Annotated in this window: 13 protein-coding genes and 2 pseudogenes; 10 read left to right on the top strand and 5 right to left on the bottom strand. The window is 60.0% G+C overall.

Annotated features, from left to right (window positions below; translation table 11 throughout):
- Positions 1 to 17 precede the first annotated feature (17 nt).
- Complete coding sequence (locus tag CFBP1590_RS27235; RefSeq protein ID WP_029244194.1) at positions 18 to 899, bottom strand: manganese catalase family protein; 882 nt, start codon at positions 897 to 899, stop codon at positions 18 to 20.
- Positions 900 to 1,328: 429 nt separating this feature from the next.
- On the opposite strand from CFBP1590_RS27235, the gene CFBP1590_RS27230 reads away from it, so the two are divergent.
- The 6 genes and pseudogenes from CFBP1590_RS27230 (at position 1,329) to CFBP1590_RS28775 (ending at position 6,398) form a co-directional block, all read left to right on the top strand.
- Positions 1,329 to 1,553 carry a DUF6555 family protein gene (locus tag CFBP1590_RS27230; protein WP_004882389.1) on the top strand — a complete coding sequence of 75 codons (225 nt, stop codon included), beginning with the start codon at positions 1,329 to 1,331 and terminating at the stop codon, positions 1,551 to 1,553.
- A 58-nt stretch (positions 1,554 to 1,611) separates the two neighbouring features.
- Positions 1,612 to 1,875, top strand: coding sequence for a hypothetical protein (locus CFBP1590_RS27225; protein ID WP_029244192.1), 264 nt, complete (start codon positions 1,612 to 1,614; stop codon positions 1,873 to 1,875).
- 148 nt (positions 1,876 to 2,023) lie between these two features.
- A pseudogene (locus CFBP1590_RS28680) lies at positions 2,024 to 3,355 on the top strand (HAMP domain-containing protein); the annotation flags it as partial.
- Positions 3,356 to 4,225, top strand: a complete 870-nt coding sequence (locus CFBP1590_RS28675; protein ID WP_371321582.1) for a methyl-accepting chemotaxis protein — start codon at positions 3,356 to 3,358, stop codon at positions 4,223 to 4,225.
- A gap of 259 nt (positions 4,226 to 4,484) precedes the next feature.
- Positions 4,485 to 5,495 (top strand): annotated as a pseudogene (locus CFBP1590_RS28780) (methyl-accepting chemotaxis protein); the annotation flags it as partial.
- A 39-nt stretch (positions 5,496 to 5,534) separates the two neighbouring features.
- The gene (locus CFBP1590_RS28775) at positions 5,535 to 6,398 is read left to right on the top strand and encodes a methyl-accepting chemotaxis protein (protein ID WP_406656106.1); all 864 of its coding nucleotides are present in this window, start codon (positions 5,535 to 5,537) and stop codon (positions 6,396 to 6,398) included.
- Positions 6,399 to 6,451: 53 nt separating this feature from the next.
- Here CFBP1590_RS28775 and CFBP1590_RS27210 read toward each other — a convergent pair whose 3' ends face one another.
- Positions 6,452 to 7,237, bottom strand: a complete 786-nt coding sequence (locus tag CFBP1590_RS27210) for a substrate-binding periplasmic protein (RefSeq protein WP_088236331.1) — start codon at positions 7,235 to 7,237, stop codon at positions 6,452 to 6,454.
- A gap of 247 nt (positions 7,238 to 7,484) precedes the next feature.
- Between CFBP1590_RS27210 and CFBP1590_RS27205 the strand changes: the two genes are divergently transcribed.
- From CFBP1590_RS27205 to CFBP1590_RS27190, 4 genes are read left to right on the top strand one after another with little or no spacing between them, the layout of a single operon-like run.
- Positions 7,485 to 9,239 (top strand): ABC transporter permease, encoded by a 1,755-nt coding sequence (locus tag CFBP1590_RS27205; RefSeq protein ID WP_088236330.1) that lies wholly within the window; start codon positions 7,485 to 7,487, stop codon positions 9,237 to 9,239.
- Between the two features lie 25 nt (positions 9,240 to 9,264).
- Complete coding sequence (locus CFBP1590_RS27200; protein WP_088236329.1) at positions 9,265 to 10,566, top strand: ABC transporter ATP-binding protein; 1,302 nt, start codon at positions 9,265 to 9,267, stop codon at positions 10,564 to 10,566.
- Between the two features lie 51 nt (positions 10,567 to 10,617).
- A complete protein-coding gene (locus CFBP1590_RS27195; RefSeq protein ID WP_088236328.1) occupies positions 10,618 to 11,682 on the top strand; it encodes a sensor histidine kinase in 1,065 nt (354 codons plus the stop codon).
- Positions 11,682 to 12,320, top strand: a complete 639-nt coding sequence (locus CFBP1590_RS27190; RefSeq protein ID WP_029244185.1) for a response regulator transcription factor — start codon at positions 11,682 to 11,684, stop codon at positions 12,318 to 12,320. The genes CFBP1590_RS27195 and CFBP1590_RS27190 overlap by 1 nt, the downstream gene beginning before the upstream one ends.
- 97 nt (positions 12,321 to 12,417) lie before the next feature.
- Here CFBP1590_RS27190 and CFBP1590_RS27185 read toward each other — a convergent pair whose 3' ends face one another.
- From CFBP1590_RS27185 to CFBP1590_RS27175, 3 genes are all read right to left on the bottom strand, one after another.
- Complete coding sequence (locus CFBP1590_RS27185; protein ID WP_088236327.1) at positions 12,418 to 14,301, bottom strand: acyltransferase family protein; 1,884 nt, start codon at positions 14,299 to 14,301, stop codon at positions 12,418 to 12,420.
- Between the two features lie 421 nt (positions 14,302 to 14,722).
- The gene (locus CFBP1590_RS27180) at positions 14,723 to 16,051 is read right to left on the bottom strand and encodes a glycoside hydrolase family protein (protein WP_088236326.1); all 1,329 of its coding nucleotides are present in this window, start codon (positions 16,049 to 16,051) and stop codon (positions 14,723 to 14,725) included.
- A 10-nt stretch (positions 16,052 to 16,061) separates the two neighbouring features.
- Entirely contained in the window at positions 16,062 to 17,363 is a 1,302-nt protein-coding gene (locus CFBP1590_RS27175) for a hypothetical protein (RefSeq protein ID WP_004882378.1), read from the bottom strand.
- Positions 17,364 to 17,430: the final 67 nt, after the last annotated feature.

Raw genomic sequence — 17,430 nt, 5'->3', positions numbered from 1 at the left:
GGTTGAATGCGCTGTTATCAACTTTCCTTGCCTTGTACAAATCCTGATCCCAGGTCCGCGCCGGTAATGGGATTGGCCTCAGGATCGGACATCGTCCGGGTTTTCATCGCTTCCAGAACCTGGGCGTCGTCGGCGCTCAACGTCACCGAAGCCGAACCGTCGCCTCCATCCACTGCCGGTTGTGGCGACTCGACGTATTCCCACTCGCCGCCCTGGTTCCAGGCACCGCGTACATTGGGCTCGCCCGACATGTTGAAGTACTTGTTGGTGAATTCGGGCATGCCAGGCAGCTTGCCTTGCGGGAAGTTGGGCTGGATGGCGTGCAGGGCTTTTTCGAAGGACAGTTGGTGAGCGATCTCGCGCGTCATCAAAAAGCCCAGTGCGTCTTTTACGCCCGGATCATCCGTGACGTTCATCAGACGCTCGTACACGATCTTGGCTCGTGCCTCGGCAGCGATGTTGGAGCGGAAGTCTGCGGTCGGCTCGCCAATCGTGTCGATGTAGGCAGCTGTCCATGGCACACCTGCGGAATTGACCAGCGGCGCCCCGGCGCCATACAGCAGACTGGTGATATGGGAGTCATTGCCAGCGCCGTTCAGGGACCGGTACAACTCGCCTTCTTCCTCGATACCTTCTGCCAACTGGCCCTTGGCGCCTTTGTTGAGCATCACGATAATGGAGCCGACGATCTCCAGATGGCTCAGTTCCTCTGTCGCGATGTCCATCAACAGATCCTTGCGACCTGGATCGTCCTCACTCAGGCCCTGGGTGAAGTAGCGGCCTGCTGCGGCAAGCTCGCCTTGCGCGCCGCCGAATTGTTCCAATAGAAGGTTGGCAAGCCCCGGGTTCGGACGGGCTACACGTACGGTGTACTGAAGGCGCTTGTTATGTATGAACATATCATTTCCTCAGGCTGACTCTTTCGGTAAGCATGTGTCCACGGGTTGAACACGATGCGGTGCAGTCATGGGTTATGAAAGAGCGAGGCGAAGAACGTTGCTCAAAACTATGCAGTGACGGGATGAATGGTTGAAAAAACCGAGTTCAATAGAATTTCGTTATTTCCCACCTGTCGGTGAGAAAGTTTGAAAAAACGGCGGATAGCCCCGGATGACGGAGAGTACATCCTGTTGAAGGGAACCCTCCCGGGACACCGACTTTTTTGCACTTATTAACAATAACTATGAATCAACTTGATTCGTTTTAATCCAGATGAGCGCACTCGAGTCATGGCTATATGATATTGCTTAAAACAGGTTCTAAAATACTGGGAATTTTTTGAAATGAGCACGATCTGTTTTGCGAGTGGACAAAGCAGGAGTAACAAAATGGCTGATGAAAAACACTACCGGATCGATTATTTATTGCACGGTAGCTATAAGACCTTCTACATCAGGGCCGTCGACATGGACAATCAGGAAGCCTGGCATTGGGCGACGGTTGATGCAGGGTTTGGCGCGATTCCCAAGTACCGTTCCGACAGGGTGCCAAAGCTGAGCAAACCTCAGGCCGAGAAACTGGGGCTTTCGAATGTGGAGTGGAAACGGGCGTAAGGTTAGATGGCTGAGTAGGTGATAGACGTTCACCAGCGTGCAGGTTCGATGTCGCACGATGGTGGATGGAGGTGATGTGATCGATCTGATTCAGTGGCCCGCAATGGCCGTGACGTTATTGGCAGCCTGGTTCATCGGGTCGCAACGACCTGCCAGGCGCATGCTCGCCTTCTGGTGCTTCATCTTCAGCAACTTCCTCTGGATCATTTGGGGTCTCCACGCTCATGCCTATGCGCTGATCGTGCTCCAGGCAGGTCTCTGCGTCATCAATCTCCGGGGTTTCAAAAAGAATCGGGACGGCGCCAGAGGCGATTCCGAATAATCCCTCACGACTGCTTTCCCGCCGGTAACTACTGGAAACAGTGAGTTACACAAGGTGGTGGTTCGGTACGTTGACAAATGCTCGGTTTTTGTCGGGTTCCCCTCCTCACGTTTATCGCCAGCACGCCGATAGGCCGGTATCAGATTGCATGACCCCCATTGAACTAACCAATCGGGGCAAGCTCTCAAGTGATGTCACAATGCCTTCACTTGGTCGGTACACCCTCCCATTTGTAAACGTGACTTACTGCCATCTGTCGCGACGTAAAGAAGGGAGTTCTTTCAGCCGGATCAGGCCCCCTTACTATAAAGAGAACGATATGAATATTCTGTCGCCCGGTATCTACCTGACCAACCGCCTGCGTTTTCCTGCCAAGTTCACTGTCCTTGCCATCATCATCGTCATTCCGCTGCTTGTGCTTGGAATGCGTGTGTTCAACAGCCTAAACGCAAGTATCGACACCGTCGCGCAAGAGCGTGTGGGTCGTGAATACCTGCATATTGTGACACCGGTATTGCGCCTTTCCATGCTGCAGCGCGCACTGACCAACCGCGTGCTGACGGGTGATACCTCGGCCACTCAAGACTTTGTTGCCAATCGCGCTCAACTGGAAACGGCGTTCGCCAATCTGGCTGACATGGACGCTCGCCAGGGCCGCACTCTGGAGACTGAAAACCGCGTGCAACGCCTGCGTGACAGCGCTCGTACCATCATGGATGGCGTAAAGCCTGGTGCATCGCCGGATGAAGCGTTCGCTCAGTGGAATGAGCAACTGACCCAGACGCTCAACTTCATTTATTACCTGTCGGCCACGTCCGGGCTGGTGCTGGATGAAGACTATGCGTCGCTGTTTCTGATCGACCTGAGCACCATCCGCATGCCGCGCCAGATCAATATGGCCGGGCAGATCCGCGGAATATCTGCCGCCCTGAGCACCGGCCAGAATCTGAGCCCCGCCATGCGAGGCTCGCTCGACAGCCTGTTCAAACAGGAAGCGCAAACCCGTCTTGAACTGGAACAGAGTATTCGTTTGCTCAAGCGTCGTGCGCCTGAACTGACTGAACGCGTCAACGCGCCGGTCGTAGCCGCCATTGCCGCGATGGACAGCTATCGCGATGACCTCAAGGCTTATGTATCGGGCACCTCCCTGTCGGCTCAACAAGGGCTATCGTTCAGTGCTCGTGGCAACGCAGTGGTTGCTGGGTTCTACAAGGCACAGGACGAAATCCAGACATCGCTGCAAGGCGAACTGGACACACGTTACGACGCACTGCTGCTGCAACGCGAAATCGTCATCGGCATGTGCGTGATCATGGGCCTTTTGCTGCTCTATGCGTTCTGCAGCATCTACAAGGCCTTGCGTCTGGCCATCGACGGTTTGCTTGACGTCACACGCCGTCTGGCTGACGGTGACCTGAGCGCACGTGTCAATGTGACCAGCCAGGACGAGGTGGCCGATATCGGCACAGGGTTGAATCTCATGGCCGAAGCCTTCTCCGGCTCCATCTCGCACATGGATCGCACCTCTTACGAGCTGTCCGAAGTGGCTGCGCGTCTGGGCAACTCCATCAGTCTGGCCAAGGAGTCGATGAACGCGCAGCAGGCCGAAACCGAACAGGTGGCGACCGCCATCAATGAAATGACTGCCAGTGTCGCCGACGTCGCGCAAAACACAGAAGGTGCTGCGCTGGCCGCTGACGAAGCCAACGCGGCGTCGCGCACTGGGCTGCGTGTCATGCATCAGGCGCATTCGACCATTCAGGCGCTGGCCGAGGAAGTGGAACTCAGCGCTCAGAAAGTCCAGGCGCTGGCGCTGCACAGCCAGTCGATTGGTGGCGTGATCCAGGTGATCAGCACCATCGCCGACCAGACCAACCTGTTGGCATTGAACGCGGCCATCGAAGCGGCGCGTGCCGGTGAGCAGGGCCGTGGCTTTGCGGTGGTGGCCGATGAGGTGCGCACGCTGGCGTCGCGTACCCAGTCGTCGACCGAAGAAATCCGCAACATCATCCAGCAGTTGCAGGGTGCGACCGAGGCTGCCGTGCAGCAGATGCAGGCCGGTCAGCAAAAAGCACAGGCGTGCATCAGTGCCGCTGGCGAAGCCTCGGGCAGTCTGTCGAGCATCAGTCAGGGCGTGGAGCGGATCGTGGAAATGAACACCCAGATCGCCAGCGCCGCCGTGCAACAGCATGCCGTGTCCGAAGACATCAACCGCAACGTGATGGGCATCCGCACCAGTTCCGGAACGCTGATGCAGGGCATCGAGAACAACGCCACCACGGCCAGCGAACTGGGCCGTGTCGCCAGCGAAATGCGCTCGGTGGTGTCGCGCTTCAAGCTGGGGGCGTGATTTAGGCTGAATAAACGTTCTCTGCTGAACGAACACGCTTTTGTGGGAGGCGGCTTCTCGCGCTTCCCCATTTGCCACGTCAAATCGCTGTGTCGACGCACAGCGAATCTCCCTGAATCAGCGCTCTTGCCGCTGATTCTGTCTTTTTGGTCAAGTTATGCCTGATACCGGCCGATAGCTCTGGCGCGCAGGTTTGCTGTTCATAAAAACAAATCTTCAGCTCTTTCGTTGCGCATAAAAAGCATATTCAGGAGATTGCATGAACAGCAGCTTTGCGAACATCAGCGTCAACATGAAGTTGGCCCTGGGCTTTGGGGCGGTCCTTTTTTTTACTGCCATACTCGCGCTCGTCGGCTGGACCAGCCTCGACAAACTCATCTACCGCACCGACAGAATCGGTGACATCACCCAACTCGGTAACAAACTGACCGACCTGCGCATTGCCCGTCTGCAATACATGCTGACCGATGGCGACGAAACCGCAGCGCAGAACATGCAGGGCAAGCTGGATACCTTCAAGAAGCACCAGCAATCGCTGCTTGGCACGTTCACCAACCCGGTCAACGTCAAGCCTCTCAGCCAGCTCACCGACGTCATTCGCGCTTATGAAGCGTCGTTGAACCAGATGCGTGGGGTCTACCAGACCAGCGCCAGAGTGCGTGCCGAGATGATCGCCAATGCCACGACGGCCACACAGTCGATCGATGCGCTTAACAGTGCCGTTTTGCAGATGGACCCATCGGACCCGGCGCGCTTCGATCAGGTCCAGTGGGTGAACACCGCTCGGCAGGACCTGACGCTGGTGCGTTATGAGGTACGTGGTTACACCGGCAAGCCCGACGACAAATCAGAAAGGGCCGCCTTCCAGCAACTGGACACCGCCATCCAGCATCTGGACAGCCTCAAATCCACGTTTGGCGCGGCCAGAGTCGCGCAACTGGAGAACGGACTGCGCAGCTATCGCAGTTCGGTCGAAGCCTTCAAGGCCACAACCGTCGAAGCTGCAACCGTGCGCAAGGACCTGACCACGCAGGGCGCAACCATCGTCAAGCTGGGCGATGAGCTGTACGACCTGCAAATGAAGCTTGGCGATGACGATACCGCTCAGGCGCGTAGCCTGCAGATCGGTTGCATCCTGCTGGTGCTGGTCCTTGGCATTCTGGCTGCGGTGATCATCACGCGTCAGATTACGCGTCCGTTGCAGGAAACCCTGGCGATTGTCGACCGCATTGCCTCTGGCGACCTGACGCATAACGAAGTCGTTACTCGTCGCGATGAACTGGGCGTGTTGCAACAAGGCATTCAGCGCATGGGTGCAACCCTGCGGGATCTGATCTCCGGGATTCGCGACGGCGTAACGCAGATTGCCAGCGCGGCTGAAGAACTCTCGGCGGTCACTGAACAGACCAGCGCTGGCGTTAACAGCCAGAAGGTCGAGACCGATCAGGTTGCCACCGCGATGCATGAAATGTCGGCCACGGTGCACGAGGTTGCGCGCAACGCCGAACAGGCGTCCGTTGCTGCCGCCGATGCCGACAAGGAAGCTCGCGCCGGTGACAAGGTCGTGGGTGAGGCCATCGGCCAGATCGAACGACTGGCGGCCGAGGTCGTACGCTCATCCGACGCGATGACCGTACTCGAGCAGGAAAGCGACAAGATCGGCAAGGTCATGGACGTGATCAAGGCTGTGGCCGAACAGACCAACCTGCTGGCGCTCAACGCCGCCATCGAGGCAGCACGCGCTGGCGAGGCGGGTCGTGGGTTTGCTGTCGTGGCTGACGAAGTGCGAGGCCTTGCGCAGCGCACTCAGCAATCGACCGAGGAAATCGAAAGCCTGGTCGCCGGTCTGCAGAATGGCACCCGTCAGGTCTCGGAGATCATGCTCGGCAGCCGCACGCTGACCGACAGCAGCGTCGAGCTGACCCGCAAGGCCGGTGTGTCGCTGGAAAGCATCACCCGGACCGTGTCGAACATTCAGGCCATGAACCAGCAGATCGCTGCCGCCGCCGAGCAGCAAAGCTCAGTGGCCGACGAGATCAGCCGCAGCATCGTCAATGTGCGTGACGTGTCCGAGCAGACCGCAGAAGCCAGCGAAGAAACCGCCGCCTCCAGCGTCGAGCTGGCGCGCCTGGGTGGGCAGTTGCAAATGCTGGTCAGCCACTTCCGGGTGTGATGGCTGAACGTACGGGGAACCTGTGAGACGCGCTGCCTCCCACAAAATCGCGTTCAGCAGGACTGGCCGCCGCCGGCGCATGCCTTAGTCGATGCGCTGGGCAGGTAAGCGTCGCGGATGCGTTGCAGTTCGCCTCGGCGCTGCATGTCGAGGATCGCGGCATTGATCTTCGGCAGCAGCGAGGCGTGCCTGTTCAACAGCATGATCGACAGACTCGACTCATTCAGCAGAGCGCCTCGCCGGAATCGGTCGGGATCTATTTGATGGGTAGTGGCGAGGTAGTCGTACAGGTCATCGACCATGGCGACGGCATTCACGCGTTTGTTGGCGAGCAACTCCAGGAGGGCCGAGTCCTCCGAGGTTTCCAGCTTGGTCACGCGCCCGTCCTCAAGGGCCGCGTCCAGTGCGCGGTAGGTATAACCCCGGATCATGCCGACCGTGACATCCCGCAGTTCACTCAATGGCACGTTTGAAAGTGGATCATCTGCGGCAAAGTACAAGTGTTCGCGTACCGCCAGATAAGGCACCGAGAATACATACTTGCTCGCGTCCTCTTCACGGGTCCAGCCCGGTGATTCGGCATAACTGATATCGATCTGTTCTTTGTCCAGCATCACTTGCATGCGATTGGCGGGATAGGAAACAAACTGCACATCGATATCGGCCTGCCTGAAGACCTGACGAGCGATATCGGTCGAGACGCCTCGCAGCGTGTTGTATTCGTCGGTATAGATGAAGGGACGCCACTCGGTGCTGGCCGCCACGTACGGCTGTGCCAATGCTGTGGGTTGAAACCAGGCCCATGCGCACGTCAGGACGAGAAAACGAAATACCTTCATTCAATATCCTTTCGTGGTTTATCCATACGCAGTGGGCCGTTAAGCCTTTATATACCTTCGTATATGACACTCATACTTTCGGGTCTGCAGCGTCTACGTTTGCAGGTTTTAAACACCTGCCAAAAGTCTATAAGCTTTTATACAACGAGTGGTTAAACACTCACTGCCCCTTTTTATGTATCCGCTGACAGTCCGTTTTCTGAAACGCTGCCGGCGCGTACCCGTGCAGCCGTGTCGAGGTGAGCCCATGCAGTCTATTTTCGAGTCCGGCAAGCGTCTGCGAGTCTCCCGATATGGCGACGCCAGAACGCGCACACCTTATAGGGTCGATATCGTCTGCCTGGGCCTGCTGGCAATGGTCGTTGCGTTGCTGCTGCACGGTGTCGGACAGATGTTCCAGCCGCTGTCGCTGCTGACCTCAAGCCCGATGACCCTGGACCCGGCGAACCTGCCGGAATACGCACTGCGCACCACGCTGCGCATGTTCATCGCCCTGGCGGCCTCGCTGGTTTTCACCCTGGTCGTGGCCACACTGGCCGCCAAAAGCCGCAAGGCCGAACAGGTGATCATTCCGGCGCTGGATATTCTGCAATCGGTCCCGGTACTTGGCTTTCTGACCTTCACCGTGACCTTCTTCATCGGCCTTTTTCCGGGGCGGCAACTGGGTGTCGAGTGCGCGGCGATCTTTGCCATTTTTACCAGCCAGGCCTGGAACATGGCGTTCAGCTTTTATCAGTCGCTGCGCACGGTGCCCAATGACCTGAGTGAAGTCAGTCGTCAGTTCGGCCTGTCGCCGGTGCTCAGGTTCACCCGGCTGGAACTGCCGTTCGCCATTCCGGGGCTGGTCTGGAACATGATGATGTCGATGTCCGGCGGCTGGTTCTTCGTGGTGGCCTGCGAGGCGATTTCGGTGGGCGACACCACCGTCAATCTGCCCGGCATCGGCTCGTGGCTGGCGCTGGCGATCGAGCAGAAAGACCTGACGGCGATTGCCTGGGCCGTTGCGGCCATGGCACTGGTGATTCTGGCCTATGACCAACTGCTGTTCCGGCCGGTCGTGGCCTGGGCGGACAAGTTTCGTTTCGAGCAGACCGCGTCGCAAAAGCGGCCACGCTCGTGGATGTACAGCCTGCTGGGCCGCTCCCGACTCGCGCCGCTGCTGGGCACTATGCTGGTCGCGCCCTGGAAAGGCCTGATGCTGATCAATGGGCGCGGTTTGACGCGCTTTTGGAAAGTCACGCCTGCGCCGGGTGTCAGCCGGTTCCTCGATACTGCCTGGCTTGGGCTGGTGATTGCCGGTTGCCTGGCAGCCAGCGTCTGCCTGTTCCGGTTCATCGAAGCATCGCTCGGGTTGGGCGATCTGGCCACCGCGCTCGGACTGGGACTGACCACCATGCTGCGGGTGATCGTGCTGATCATCGTAGCCAGTGTGATCTGGGTGCCGATTGGTGTGTGGATCGGTCTGCGCCCGGTGTGGGCCGAGCGCCTGCAACCCGTCGCGCAGTTTCTGGCGGCCTTTCCGGCGAACGTGCTGTTTCCGTTTGCCGTGATCGCCATTGTCGGTCTGCACCTGAATCCCGATATCTGGCTGTCGCCGCTGATGGTGCTCGGCACCCAGTGGTACATCCTGTTCAACGTCATCGCCGGGGCCAGCGCCTTGCCGACCGACCTGCGCGAAGCGGCCACCATGTTCAACATGCGCGGTTGGCAGTGGTGGCGTCGGGTGGCGTTGCCGGGCGTATTTCCCTACTACGTTACCGGCGCGCTGACAGCGTCGGGCGGTTCCTGGAACGCCAGCATCGTGGCCGAGGCCGTGTCCTGGGGCGACAAGCATCTGGAGGCCGCCGGTCTGGGTTCGTACATCGCCAACGCCACTCAGGCAGGTGATTACGCACGGGTCGCGTTGGGTATTGCCGTCATGTCGGTCTTCGTGATCGCGTTCAACCGGTTGCTGTGGCGCCCGCTGTACGGGTTCGCTGAGCGACGTCTGAGTCTTGTGTGATGTTTGTTGTGTGGAGGATGCCACGATGATGGCTGTCGAAAAGCGTTGCCTGGTGGATGTGCAGAAGGTTCGTCATGTGTACGGCAAGGCCAGCAAAGAGCGGCTGGTGCTGGACGATGTGACGCTGCAACTCAACGAAAACGAAATCATCGGCCTGCTGGGTCGCTCCGGCTCGGGCAAATCCACGCTGCTGCGCTCCATCGCAGGGCTGGTAGTGCCGACCGAAGGGAAAGTGATTTTCCCTGATCGTACGCCGGGCAAGGCCATGTCGGTGGGCATGGTGTTCCAGAGCTTCGCACTGTTCCCTTGGCTGACGGTGCTGGAAAATGTCGAGGTCGGGCTTGAGGCTCAGGGCGTTCCGGCTCAACAGCGCCGCAAGCGGGCGCTGGCGGCCATTGACCTGATCGGTCTGGACGGTTTCGAGAGTGCCTATCCCAAGGAGCTGTCGGGCGGCATGCGCCAGCGGGTCGGCATGGCGCGTGCGCTGGTGATCGACCCGGACGTGCTGTTGATGGACGAGCCCTTCTCGGCGCTCGACGTGCTGACCGCCGAAACCCTGCGCACCGATCTGCTGGACATGTGGAGCGAAGGCCGCATGCCGATCAAGTCGATCCTGATGGTGACGCACAACATCGCCGAAGCGGTGCTGATGTGTGATCGCATCCTGCTGTTCTCGTCCAATCCGGGGCGGGTGATCAGTGAAATCAAGGTGGATCTGCCTCAGCCGCGCAACCGTCAGGACCCGATCTTTCAGGCGCTGGTCGAAGAAATCTACGTGCTGATGACTCAGGACAGCGACGCCGGCGAAACCCGTCAGGGCGTGTTCCCGGGAACCGGGTTGGGCATGGTGCTGCCGCACGTGTCCACCAACGCGCTGGCCGGTCTGATCGAGGCGATTCATGCGCCGCCCTATGGCATGAAGGCCGACCTGCCGGAGCTGGCCAGTGCGCTGCATTACAACGCGGACGAGTTGTTCCCGATTGCCGAAGTCCTGCAACTGCTGCGTTTCGCCGAACTCAAGGGTGGTGATATCCGCTTGCTGCCTGCGGCCAACCGTTATGCGCTGGCGGACGTGGATGAGCGCAAGCACCTGTTCGCCCAGCACTTGCTGAGCTTCGTGCCGCTGGTGGCACATATTCGCCGGGTGCTGGATGATCGCTCGACGCACACCGCCCCGGCACGTCGTTTCCGGGACCAGCTGGAAGATTTCATGTCCGAAAGCGATGCCCGCCAGACGCTCGACTCGGTAACGCAGTGGGGACGTTACGCGGAGCTGTTCGCCTACGATGAACTGGCGGATCAGTTCAGTCTGGATAACCCATCCTGAGGCGTGTCGGCGCATACTGCGCTGGCCCTTTGAACGAGCGAGAGGTTGCAGATGCGCGAGCCTGAATCCTTTGGCAAGGCTGCGATGGCGATTCGGCTGGCCGCCTTGTTGGGGCTGGCCGTGGTGATCGCGATTGCCGACACCCTGACCGATCTGGAAATTGCTGTCGGCGTGTTCCAGATCGCCGTGGTGCTCCTGGCGGTCCGGTTTCTGCCGGTTGCCGGTGTGATCGCCATCGCGCTGACCTGCATGGCGCTGACGGTGCTCAGCTACGAGCTGACGATATCGCGCGGCAGCGAGGCGGCGCTGATCAACTGCCTCATCAGCCTGGCGGCGATTGCCATGGCGACCTATCTGGCGCTGCGCATGGCGGTGGCGATCCGCTCCGTTCACGAGGCGCGCTCACAGCTGGCGCAGATCGCCCGCGTCAACATGCTGGGTGAGCTGACTGCGTCCATCGCCCATGAAATCAATCAGCCCCTGTCGGCCATCGTCACCAGTGGCAATGCCTGCACACGCTGGCTGGCTGCCGAGCCGGTCAATCTGGACCGGGCGCGGCAGGCGCTGGCGCGCATGATCGGCGATGCCAACCGGGCGGGCGATATCATCGTGCGGGTGCGGGCGCTCGCCAAACGTTCGGCAGCGCACAAGGAATGGATCAACGTAGCCGATACCGTGGCCGAAATCGTATCGCTGGCCCACAGTGAAATCGACGAGCAGCAGGTCGTGCTCACGGTCGAGGTGTCGGAGGGGTTGCCGCCGCTGCTGGCGGACAGGGTGCAGATCCAGCAAGTGCTGCTGAACCTGATGCTCAACGCGGTGGACGCGATGCGCAGGGTCGAGCCCGGTCAGGCCCGGCTGGCGGTGACGGTGGACGTGAACGCAGGCGGGGAGGTGAAGTTTTCGGTGCGTGACAATGGTATGGGCGTAGCGCCGGAAAACATCGATCGTATCTTCGATGCGTTCTACACGACCAAGGAGGAGGGTATGGGGATTGGTCTGGCGATCAGCCGGTCGATTATCGAAGCACATGGCGGGCGCATCTGGGTGATACCCGAGCCGTCAGTCGGTGCTACGTTTCACTTCACTCTGCCCACCGGAAAGATGGACACCTGATGAACACGACCGACCCCGCTGCGCAGGCTGAAGAGCCGATCATCTACGTGATCGACGACGACCTGTCGGTGCGCACTTCGCTGGAAGACCTGCTGGCCTCGGTCGGGCTGCGCAGCCTGCTGTTCGGCTCCACCCAGCAGTTCATGGACACGCCCCGGCCCGATGCGCCGGGTTGCCTGATTCTGGACATCCGTATGCCGGGCATGAGCGGTCTGGATTTTCAGGAGCAGATGGCGCGTTCGGGGATTTTTCTGCCGGTCATTTTCATCACCGGGCACGGCGACATTCCGATGTCGGTGCGCGCCATGAAGGCGGGTGCAGTGGAGTTTCTCACCAAGCCGTTTCGCGAGCAGGACCTGCTGGACGCCATTCAGCAAGGCCTGGCGCTGGACCGCGTGCGGCGTCAGAACGCGGCGGTGCAAGCCGAGCTGCGGCGCAGGCATGCGAGCCTCAATGCGGGCGAGCAGCAGGTCATGGCGCTGGTGGTCGCCGGTCTGCTGAACAAACAGATAGCCGCCCGACTGAACGTCAGCGAAATCACCGTCAAAGTCCGCCGCGGCTCGGTGATGCGCAAGATGGAGGCCGACTCACTCGCCGAGCTGGTCAGGTTTGCCGAACGTTTGCAGGGAGGTGATTGAGTGCGTGGAGCGGGTGCAGAGCGTCCTGAGCTGCATTCCCACGCTGGAGCGTAGGAACGATCAGGGATCTCGGTGTGGAGCGGCCGCTCACACGGCGCTAATTCACCAACTCCGGCAGCACATAGTTCTTCACCACAAACAGCGAGCCTTCGGTACTCAGGTGCCCCGAATCGATCTGCAGCAGCGAGTCGGTATCTTCGAGCCGCACGAGGCAGGCATCGGCCACGCAGAGTCTGTCGATCAGGGAGACGAACTGGATATCCGCCGACGCCGCCAGTTGCCGGGTCGCCTGATCCACGGCCATGACGCTCTGGTCGAGGGCCGGGTCGCTGATGTGTGATTCATTCAGCCCCCAATGGCGGCTGGCGATGACGCTGGGCAGCGACGGACTCCACTGGGGCAGCGGACCGATCAGCACCACGTGTTTCACGCCGTAACCTTTGAGCCGGATCGCGATGCCGTTCCAGTCGGTCTTGTCGTGTCCGTCCTTTTGCGCGATGACCACGATGTCGGGGTGCAGCGTTTCGATGCTGTGCAGGGCCAGTCTGTTGGAATAGTCACAGGCCCGGCTGGTCGGCGACGTGCGGCCTTGATGGACGCTCAGGCTGGGACGGCAACTGGCGGACGCGACCTGATAGAACGGCGTGTCTCTGGTCAGCAGGGTACGCAGACCGAGCGACAACGCCTGTGCATGCGAGTCGCCCCACAGGAACACGCCGCCTTCGCCCTGTTTGCGCGTACACGACTCATCGATGCTCGACTGCCCGCGCTGAGTGAATGCAGAAAACGCGTCGCACTTGAGCCAGTAAGGCTCGTACAGATTCCGCTGTCGATTGACGTAGTCCTGAATGAACGACGCTTTTTCGGACAGGCTGATCTCGCGCATCGGCGAGACCACGCCCTGTGTCGCGCTCACTCCCGCGCCGCCGACGAACACCATGGCAACCAGCGTACCGAGTGTGGCGAACCTCCAGCGAGCACCTTCGCGCCAACGGCCTGTGGGCCTTTCGATCAGGCCGTACGAAGCCACACTCAGCAGAAAGGCCGCGCCCATGCCCAGCAGCACATTATCGGTATCGCCCAGCCAGCCGGCGTAGTTCATCAGCACCACCACCGGCCAGTGCCAGAGGTACAGCGAGTACGACAGCTTGCCGGTCCATTGCGACAGCGCATTAGTGGTCAGAAACGAGTCCTGCCGTGCTGCGATGATCACTGCGAATGTCCCCAGCACAGGTAACAGCACCAGATAGCCCGGCCACAGGTCCTGCACCGACACCAGAAAGAAACTCGCCAGCATGAGCGCCAGCCCGACGCCTTCCAGAATGCGCTTCTGAGCGCTGCGCAGCTTGAAAGGAAACAGGCAGGCCACGCCGCCCAACAGCAACTCCCAGGCCCGGGTCGGCAGCAAATAGAACGACGCCTCGGGCCAGCGTGCTGAAGCAAACACGCACAGCGCGAAGCCAATCACGCTGCCGCCCAGAATCCACCAGCGCAGATTCCTCAGCGCCACGAAGCGACTGAGCACCAGCAAGGCCATCGGGTACAGCAGATAGAACTGCCATTCGACCGACAGCGACCACGTGTGCAGCAGCCATTTCTCGTGGGCATTGGCAGTGAAGTAGCCTGCTTCGCGCCAGTAGACGAAGTTGGAGACGAAGCCCAGGCTGCTCGCGACATGCGTGCCCAGAGCGCTGTAATCCAGCGGCAGCAGGTAGAACCAGCCCAGCGACAGCAAGACGATGCACACCACCGCCAGCGCGGGAATGATGCGCCGCGCCCGTGATCGATAGAATGCAGTCAGGCTGAAGGTGCCATTCTGGAAGCCGCGCAGAATGATGCCGGTGATCAGGTAGCCCGAAATCACGAAAAACACATCCACCCCCGCAAAGCCGCCCGGCAGCCAGGCGGGATGGAAGTGGAACAGCAGCACAGCGAGAACCGCGATGGCACGCAGGCCATTGATGTCTTTTCTGAAGTCCATGGGAGAGTGCCGGCCAGTGGATGATCGGGAAGGTGGGTTCTGGTGATTGAGCGGCGGATTCCGCCAGGTCTTGCGGCAAACACCGGACCGTGGGAGGCGGCTTGCCGGCGATGCGTTCTATCAGGCGACCAGTTATTCACCGGGCTGACGCCATCGCGGGCAAGCCCCCTCTTATCAAACAACCTGTAAGCCACTGAAGAAACTGGATTTTGTGGGAGCGGACCGGGCGGCGTTCCGTTTGTCCGCGAATGCTGTAATTCAGCCGATGAATATTCGTCGGATGTACAGGCCTTTTCGCGGACAAGTCCGCTCCCACCTAGTTTGCTGCGCGACAGCGCTACGTCGAAGACGTGGTGGGGCTTCCCGCAAAGTGGTGTTTCTTCAGTCGATCAGGTGTCGCCTGGTCGTCAGTCTTCGCGAACTATTCTTTTCGAACCATCTGCCCGCCATGGCTCACCGGGTTCAGCCGGATGATCTTGGGAAAGTTGATCAGGTTGATCGACGCCGAACACTGACCACCTTCACAGCGCCAGGACTGACGGCTGTCCACTTCGCCGCGTTCGGCATAGGCGGTGTCGATCATGCGTACCTGGCCGCTCATGTTGGCCTGGCTGACCACCTGCACATCACGCGGCTTGCCGATGGCCCAGGCCACCAGCACCCGCTCATTGCCCTTGGTGAAGTGCAACTGATAAAGGTTCTGCTCCAGCGAGCTGGCCTGAGCGTCGTAAGTGAAGTCGCGAACCACCGGTGCGATGGCTTTCATCATGGTGTAGGCGGGTTTGGGCGAGAGGTCTTCGTTGAGCAGGCCAAAGTTGTGTTCCTGGTCATAGCGATCCGGGCCGTCGTTGTAGAGGTCGAACCACCACATGCCTTTGACGTTGGGAATGGTGCGGGCCAGAAAGTAGATCCGCGCCATGTACAGCGCCTGGGTTGTCTCACTCTTGCCGCATGGCCCCTGATGGCTGGGCCAGCCCATTTCGGTCAGGTAGATCGGCACGTCTCGACCAGCCTTGGTGCGGATGTACTGCTCGTAGTCGGCCATCCAGCCCACCCAGGCTTCAGGTGTATTGCCATCGGTTGCCGAGCAGTGGACGTAGGGATGCACGGACAGACCGTCGACCAGGTCCAGCGCGCCGCTTTCGATCAATGGGTCGGCGAAACCGAACCTCATGCCGTCGGGCGTCACCGAGCCTGCCAGAATCTTCGCTGGCGGGCCGGTGACGTTGCGTGTGTTCTTGCGAATCACGGGCACGGTTTTCTGCACCAGCGTCACGTAGTCCAGCGCCAATTGAGGGTCGTCGGAGGCCTCCAGGTCCCACTCGTTCCAGATCTCGTAGTAACTGATGCGGTTGCCCAACTGGCGGGTGACGTAATCGACGTAATTCAGAAACGCGCTCATCACCACCGGGTCCCGGGGCTTCTTGTTGTCGTGAAAGTAGGTGCTGTAACCCAGTATCGCCAGGCGGCTCATCTCCAGTTCGCGGGCGATGGTCAGGTAGTTGCGCCAGTTGTCGGTGATGCGCAACTCGTGAGGGTAAGGGGCTGCGGTTGACCAGAAAGCGTCGTCCTTGACCGAGTTGAAGCCGGCCTGGGCGGTCAGGTCCAGTGGTTGTTTGAGCTTGCGGTCGAAGTTCATCAGGTGCGTCGCGATGCCGACGATAAAGGGCGATTCGGCCTGAGCCACAGGCATGCCGCTCAGGCAGCCCAGCAGCAGGAGATACGCGGTGTGGCGTAAAGCGTGCTTCATGGCGGCCTCTTCAGCGCAGGTTCGGCAGGGCGGTCAGGTGCAGGTCGGCCGGTCTGGACGTCATGGCCTCCTGCTTTGCGGTGATGACATAACCAATGGCCAGGCCTGCAAACAGATTGGCCACGGCGACTTCGAACATGTCCGTGGTCCAGCTGATCAGGCACCAGCAGACACTGATCGACAGCAGCATGCGACCGACCCGGCTTTCATCCTCGATCAGCTTGAACAGCAGTGGAATCTGCAGGGTGTACAGCAATCCTCCGACCACGCCGAGCATCGCCCACAGGTACAGGGCCGAGTTGTCCATACCGAGAAAGATTTCAGAGCCTTCCACCGGGAAGATGCCCATGGTGCTGCCGACCATGCCGAAGCCTGCGCCGGTCAGCACCCAGCCTTCGCGGATCAGGGCATTGATCACGTTGGGCCAGGTGTTGATCAGCCGGTCATAGAGCGATGCCAGCGAGCTTCCGCTGCTGCTGACCGTGAGTGCGTCGAAGCTCATGACCATGCCAAGCGTTGGCAGCAACAGCCCGATGAACACCACCAGCACGCACAGAATCCGGCAGGTCCAGCTCATGCGCTGAATCATCAACAGGCCCATGGTCAGGGCGAACGCCCCGGCCGGCGCTTTACTGGTGGTCAGCACAATGGCGTAGAGCGCCACCGCACTGAGCAGCATCATTACCAGTCGCGAGCGCAGGAACATGAACAGGTACAGGGTGTAAAAAGCGATCAGGATCGACAGCACATTGGACACCCGCGCAAAGCCTGCGACACGGTCCACGTCGTCCGCGCTCCACGTGGTGTTGGCACTCAGCTCGGTTTCGCCGACGTTGTAGCTGTAGCCCTTCCACGGCACGGCGGTGAGTTTGTCCAGCGCCACCCCGGCCAGCGAGGCGAGCAGGCAGAAGCCGATGGCCCAGCACAGTATCTTTCTGCGATGGATCAGGTGCTCGCTGCACACCAGCCCGAACACCAGCGGGCTCAGGGCGAACAGGCTGAAGGCCAGGTTGTGCGGACTGGCGCGGTGCAGCATGGCGATCAGCCCGGAAACCGCCCACACGATGACGAAGGTCCAGAACAGGCGTCCGGCCTTGAAGGTCCGCAGCTCCAGCGCGAACAAAAGGATGCAGGCGACTTTGGGCAGATAGAGCAGCGGGCTGATACCCGCTTTGTCGAAATAGAAGCGCAAGGCCCCGGAAAAGGTCTCGACCAGAATCAGGCTGATCGCGACCAGCACGACCACGGTGGATTTATCGAAGGAAATGATCGACGACGAATCGCCGGCTCTGTTCGCAGGATTCAGCTCCATGATGTCTGCCTTCTGAATGGCGTCAGGAAATTCGAACGGACAAAGCTACCGCCCGACGACCGCGACA

The sequence above is a fragment of the Pseudomonas viridiflava genome (assembly GCF_900184295.1).
Classification (GTDB): Bacteria; Pseudomonadota; Gammaproteobacteria; order Pseudomonadales; family Pseudomonadaceae; genus Aquipseudomonas; species Aquipseudomonas viridiflava.
Note: the sequence above shows the minus strand (reverse complement) of the source record. Positions and strands in the feature narration are given on the sequence as shown.

Coding starts and splice junctions, on each gene's coding strand:
- CFBP1590_RS28675 (WP_371321582.1), top strand. CDS start 3,356: ATGGCCGAAGCCTTCTCCGGCTCCATCTCGCACATGGATCGCACCTCT.
- CFBP1590_RS27195 (WP_088236328.1), top strand. CDS start 10,618: ATGCGCGAGCCTGAATCCTTTGGCAAGGCTGCGATGGCGATTCGGCTG.
- CFBP1590_RS27205 (WP_088236330.1), top strand. CDS start 7,485: ATGCAGTCTATTTTCGAGTCCGGCAAGCGTCTGCGAGTCTCCCGATAT.
- CFBP1590_RS27185 (WP_088236327.1), bottom strand. CDS start 14,301: ATGGACTTCAGAAAAGACATCAATGGCCTGCGTGCCATCGCGGTTCTC.
- CFBP1590_RS27235 (WP_029244194.1), bottom strand. CDS start 899: ATGTTCATACATAACAAGCGCCTTCAGTACACCGTACGTGTAGCCCGT.
- CFBP1590_RS27175 (WP_004882378.1), bottom strand. CDS start 17,363: ATGGAGCTGAATCCTGCGAACAGAGCCGGCGATTCGTCGTCGATCATT.
- CFBP1590_RS27230 (WP_004882389.1), top strand. CDS start 1,329: ATGGCTGATGAAAAACACTACCGGATCGATTATTTATTGCACGGTAGC.
- CFBP1590_RS27225 (WP_029244192.1), top strand. CDS start 1,612: ATGGTGGATGGAGGTGATGTGATCGATCTGATTCAGTGGCCCGCAATG.
- CFBP1590_RS27180 (WP_088236326.1), bottom strand. CDS start 16,051: ATGAAGCACGCTTTACGCCACACCGCGTATCTCCTGCTGCTGGGCTGC.
- CFBP1590_RS27210 (WP_088236331.1), bottom strand. CDS start 7,237: ATGAAGGTATTTCGTTTTCTCGTCCTGACGTGCGCATGGGCCTGGTTT.
- CFBP1590_RS28775 (WP_406656106.1), top strand. CDS start 5,535: ATGGGTGCAACCCTGCGGGATCTGATCTCCGGGATTCGCGACGGCGTA.
- CFBP1590_RS27190 (WP_029244185.1), top strand. CDS start 11,682: ATGAACACGACCGACCCCGCTGCGCAGGCTGAAGAGCCGATCATCTAC.
- CFBP1590_RS27200 (WP_088236329.1), top strand. CDS start 9,265: ATGATGGCTGTCGAAAAGCGTTGCCTGGTGGATGTGCAGAAGGTTCGT.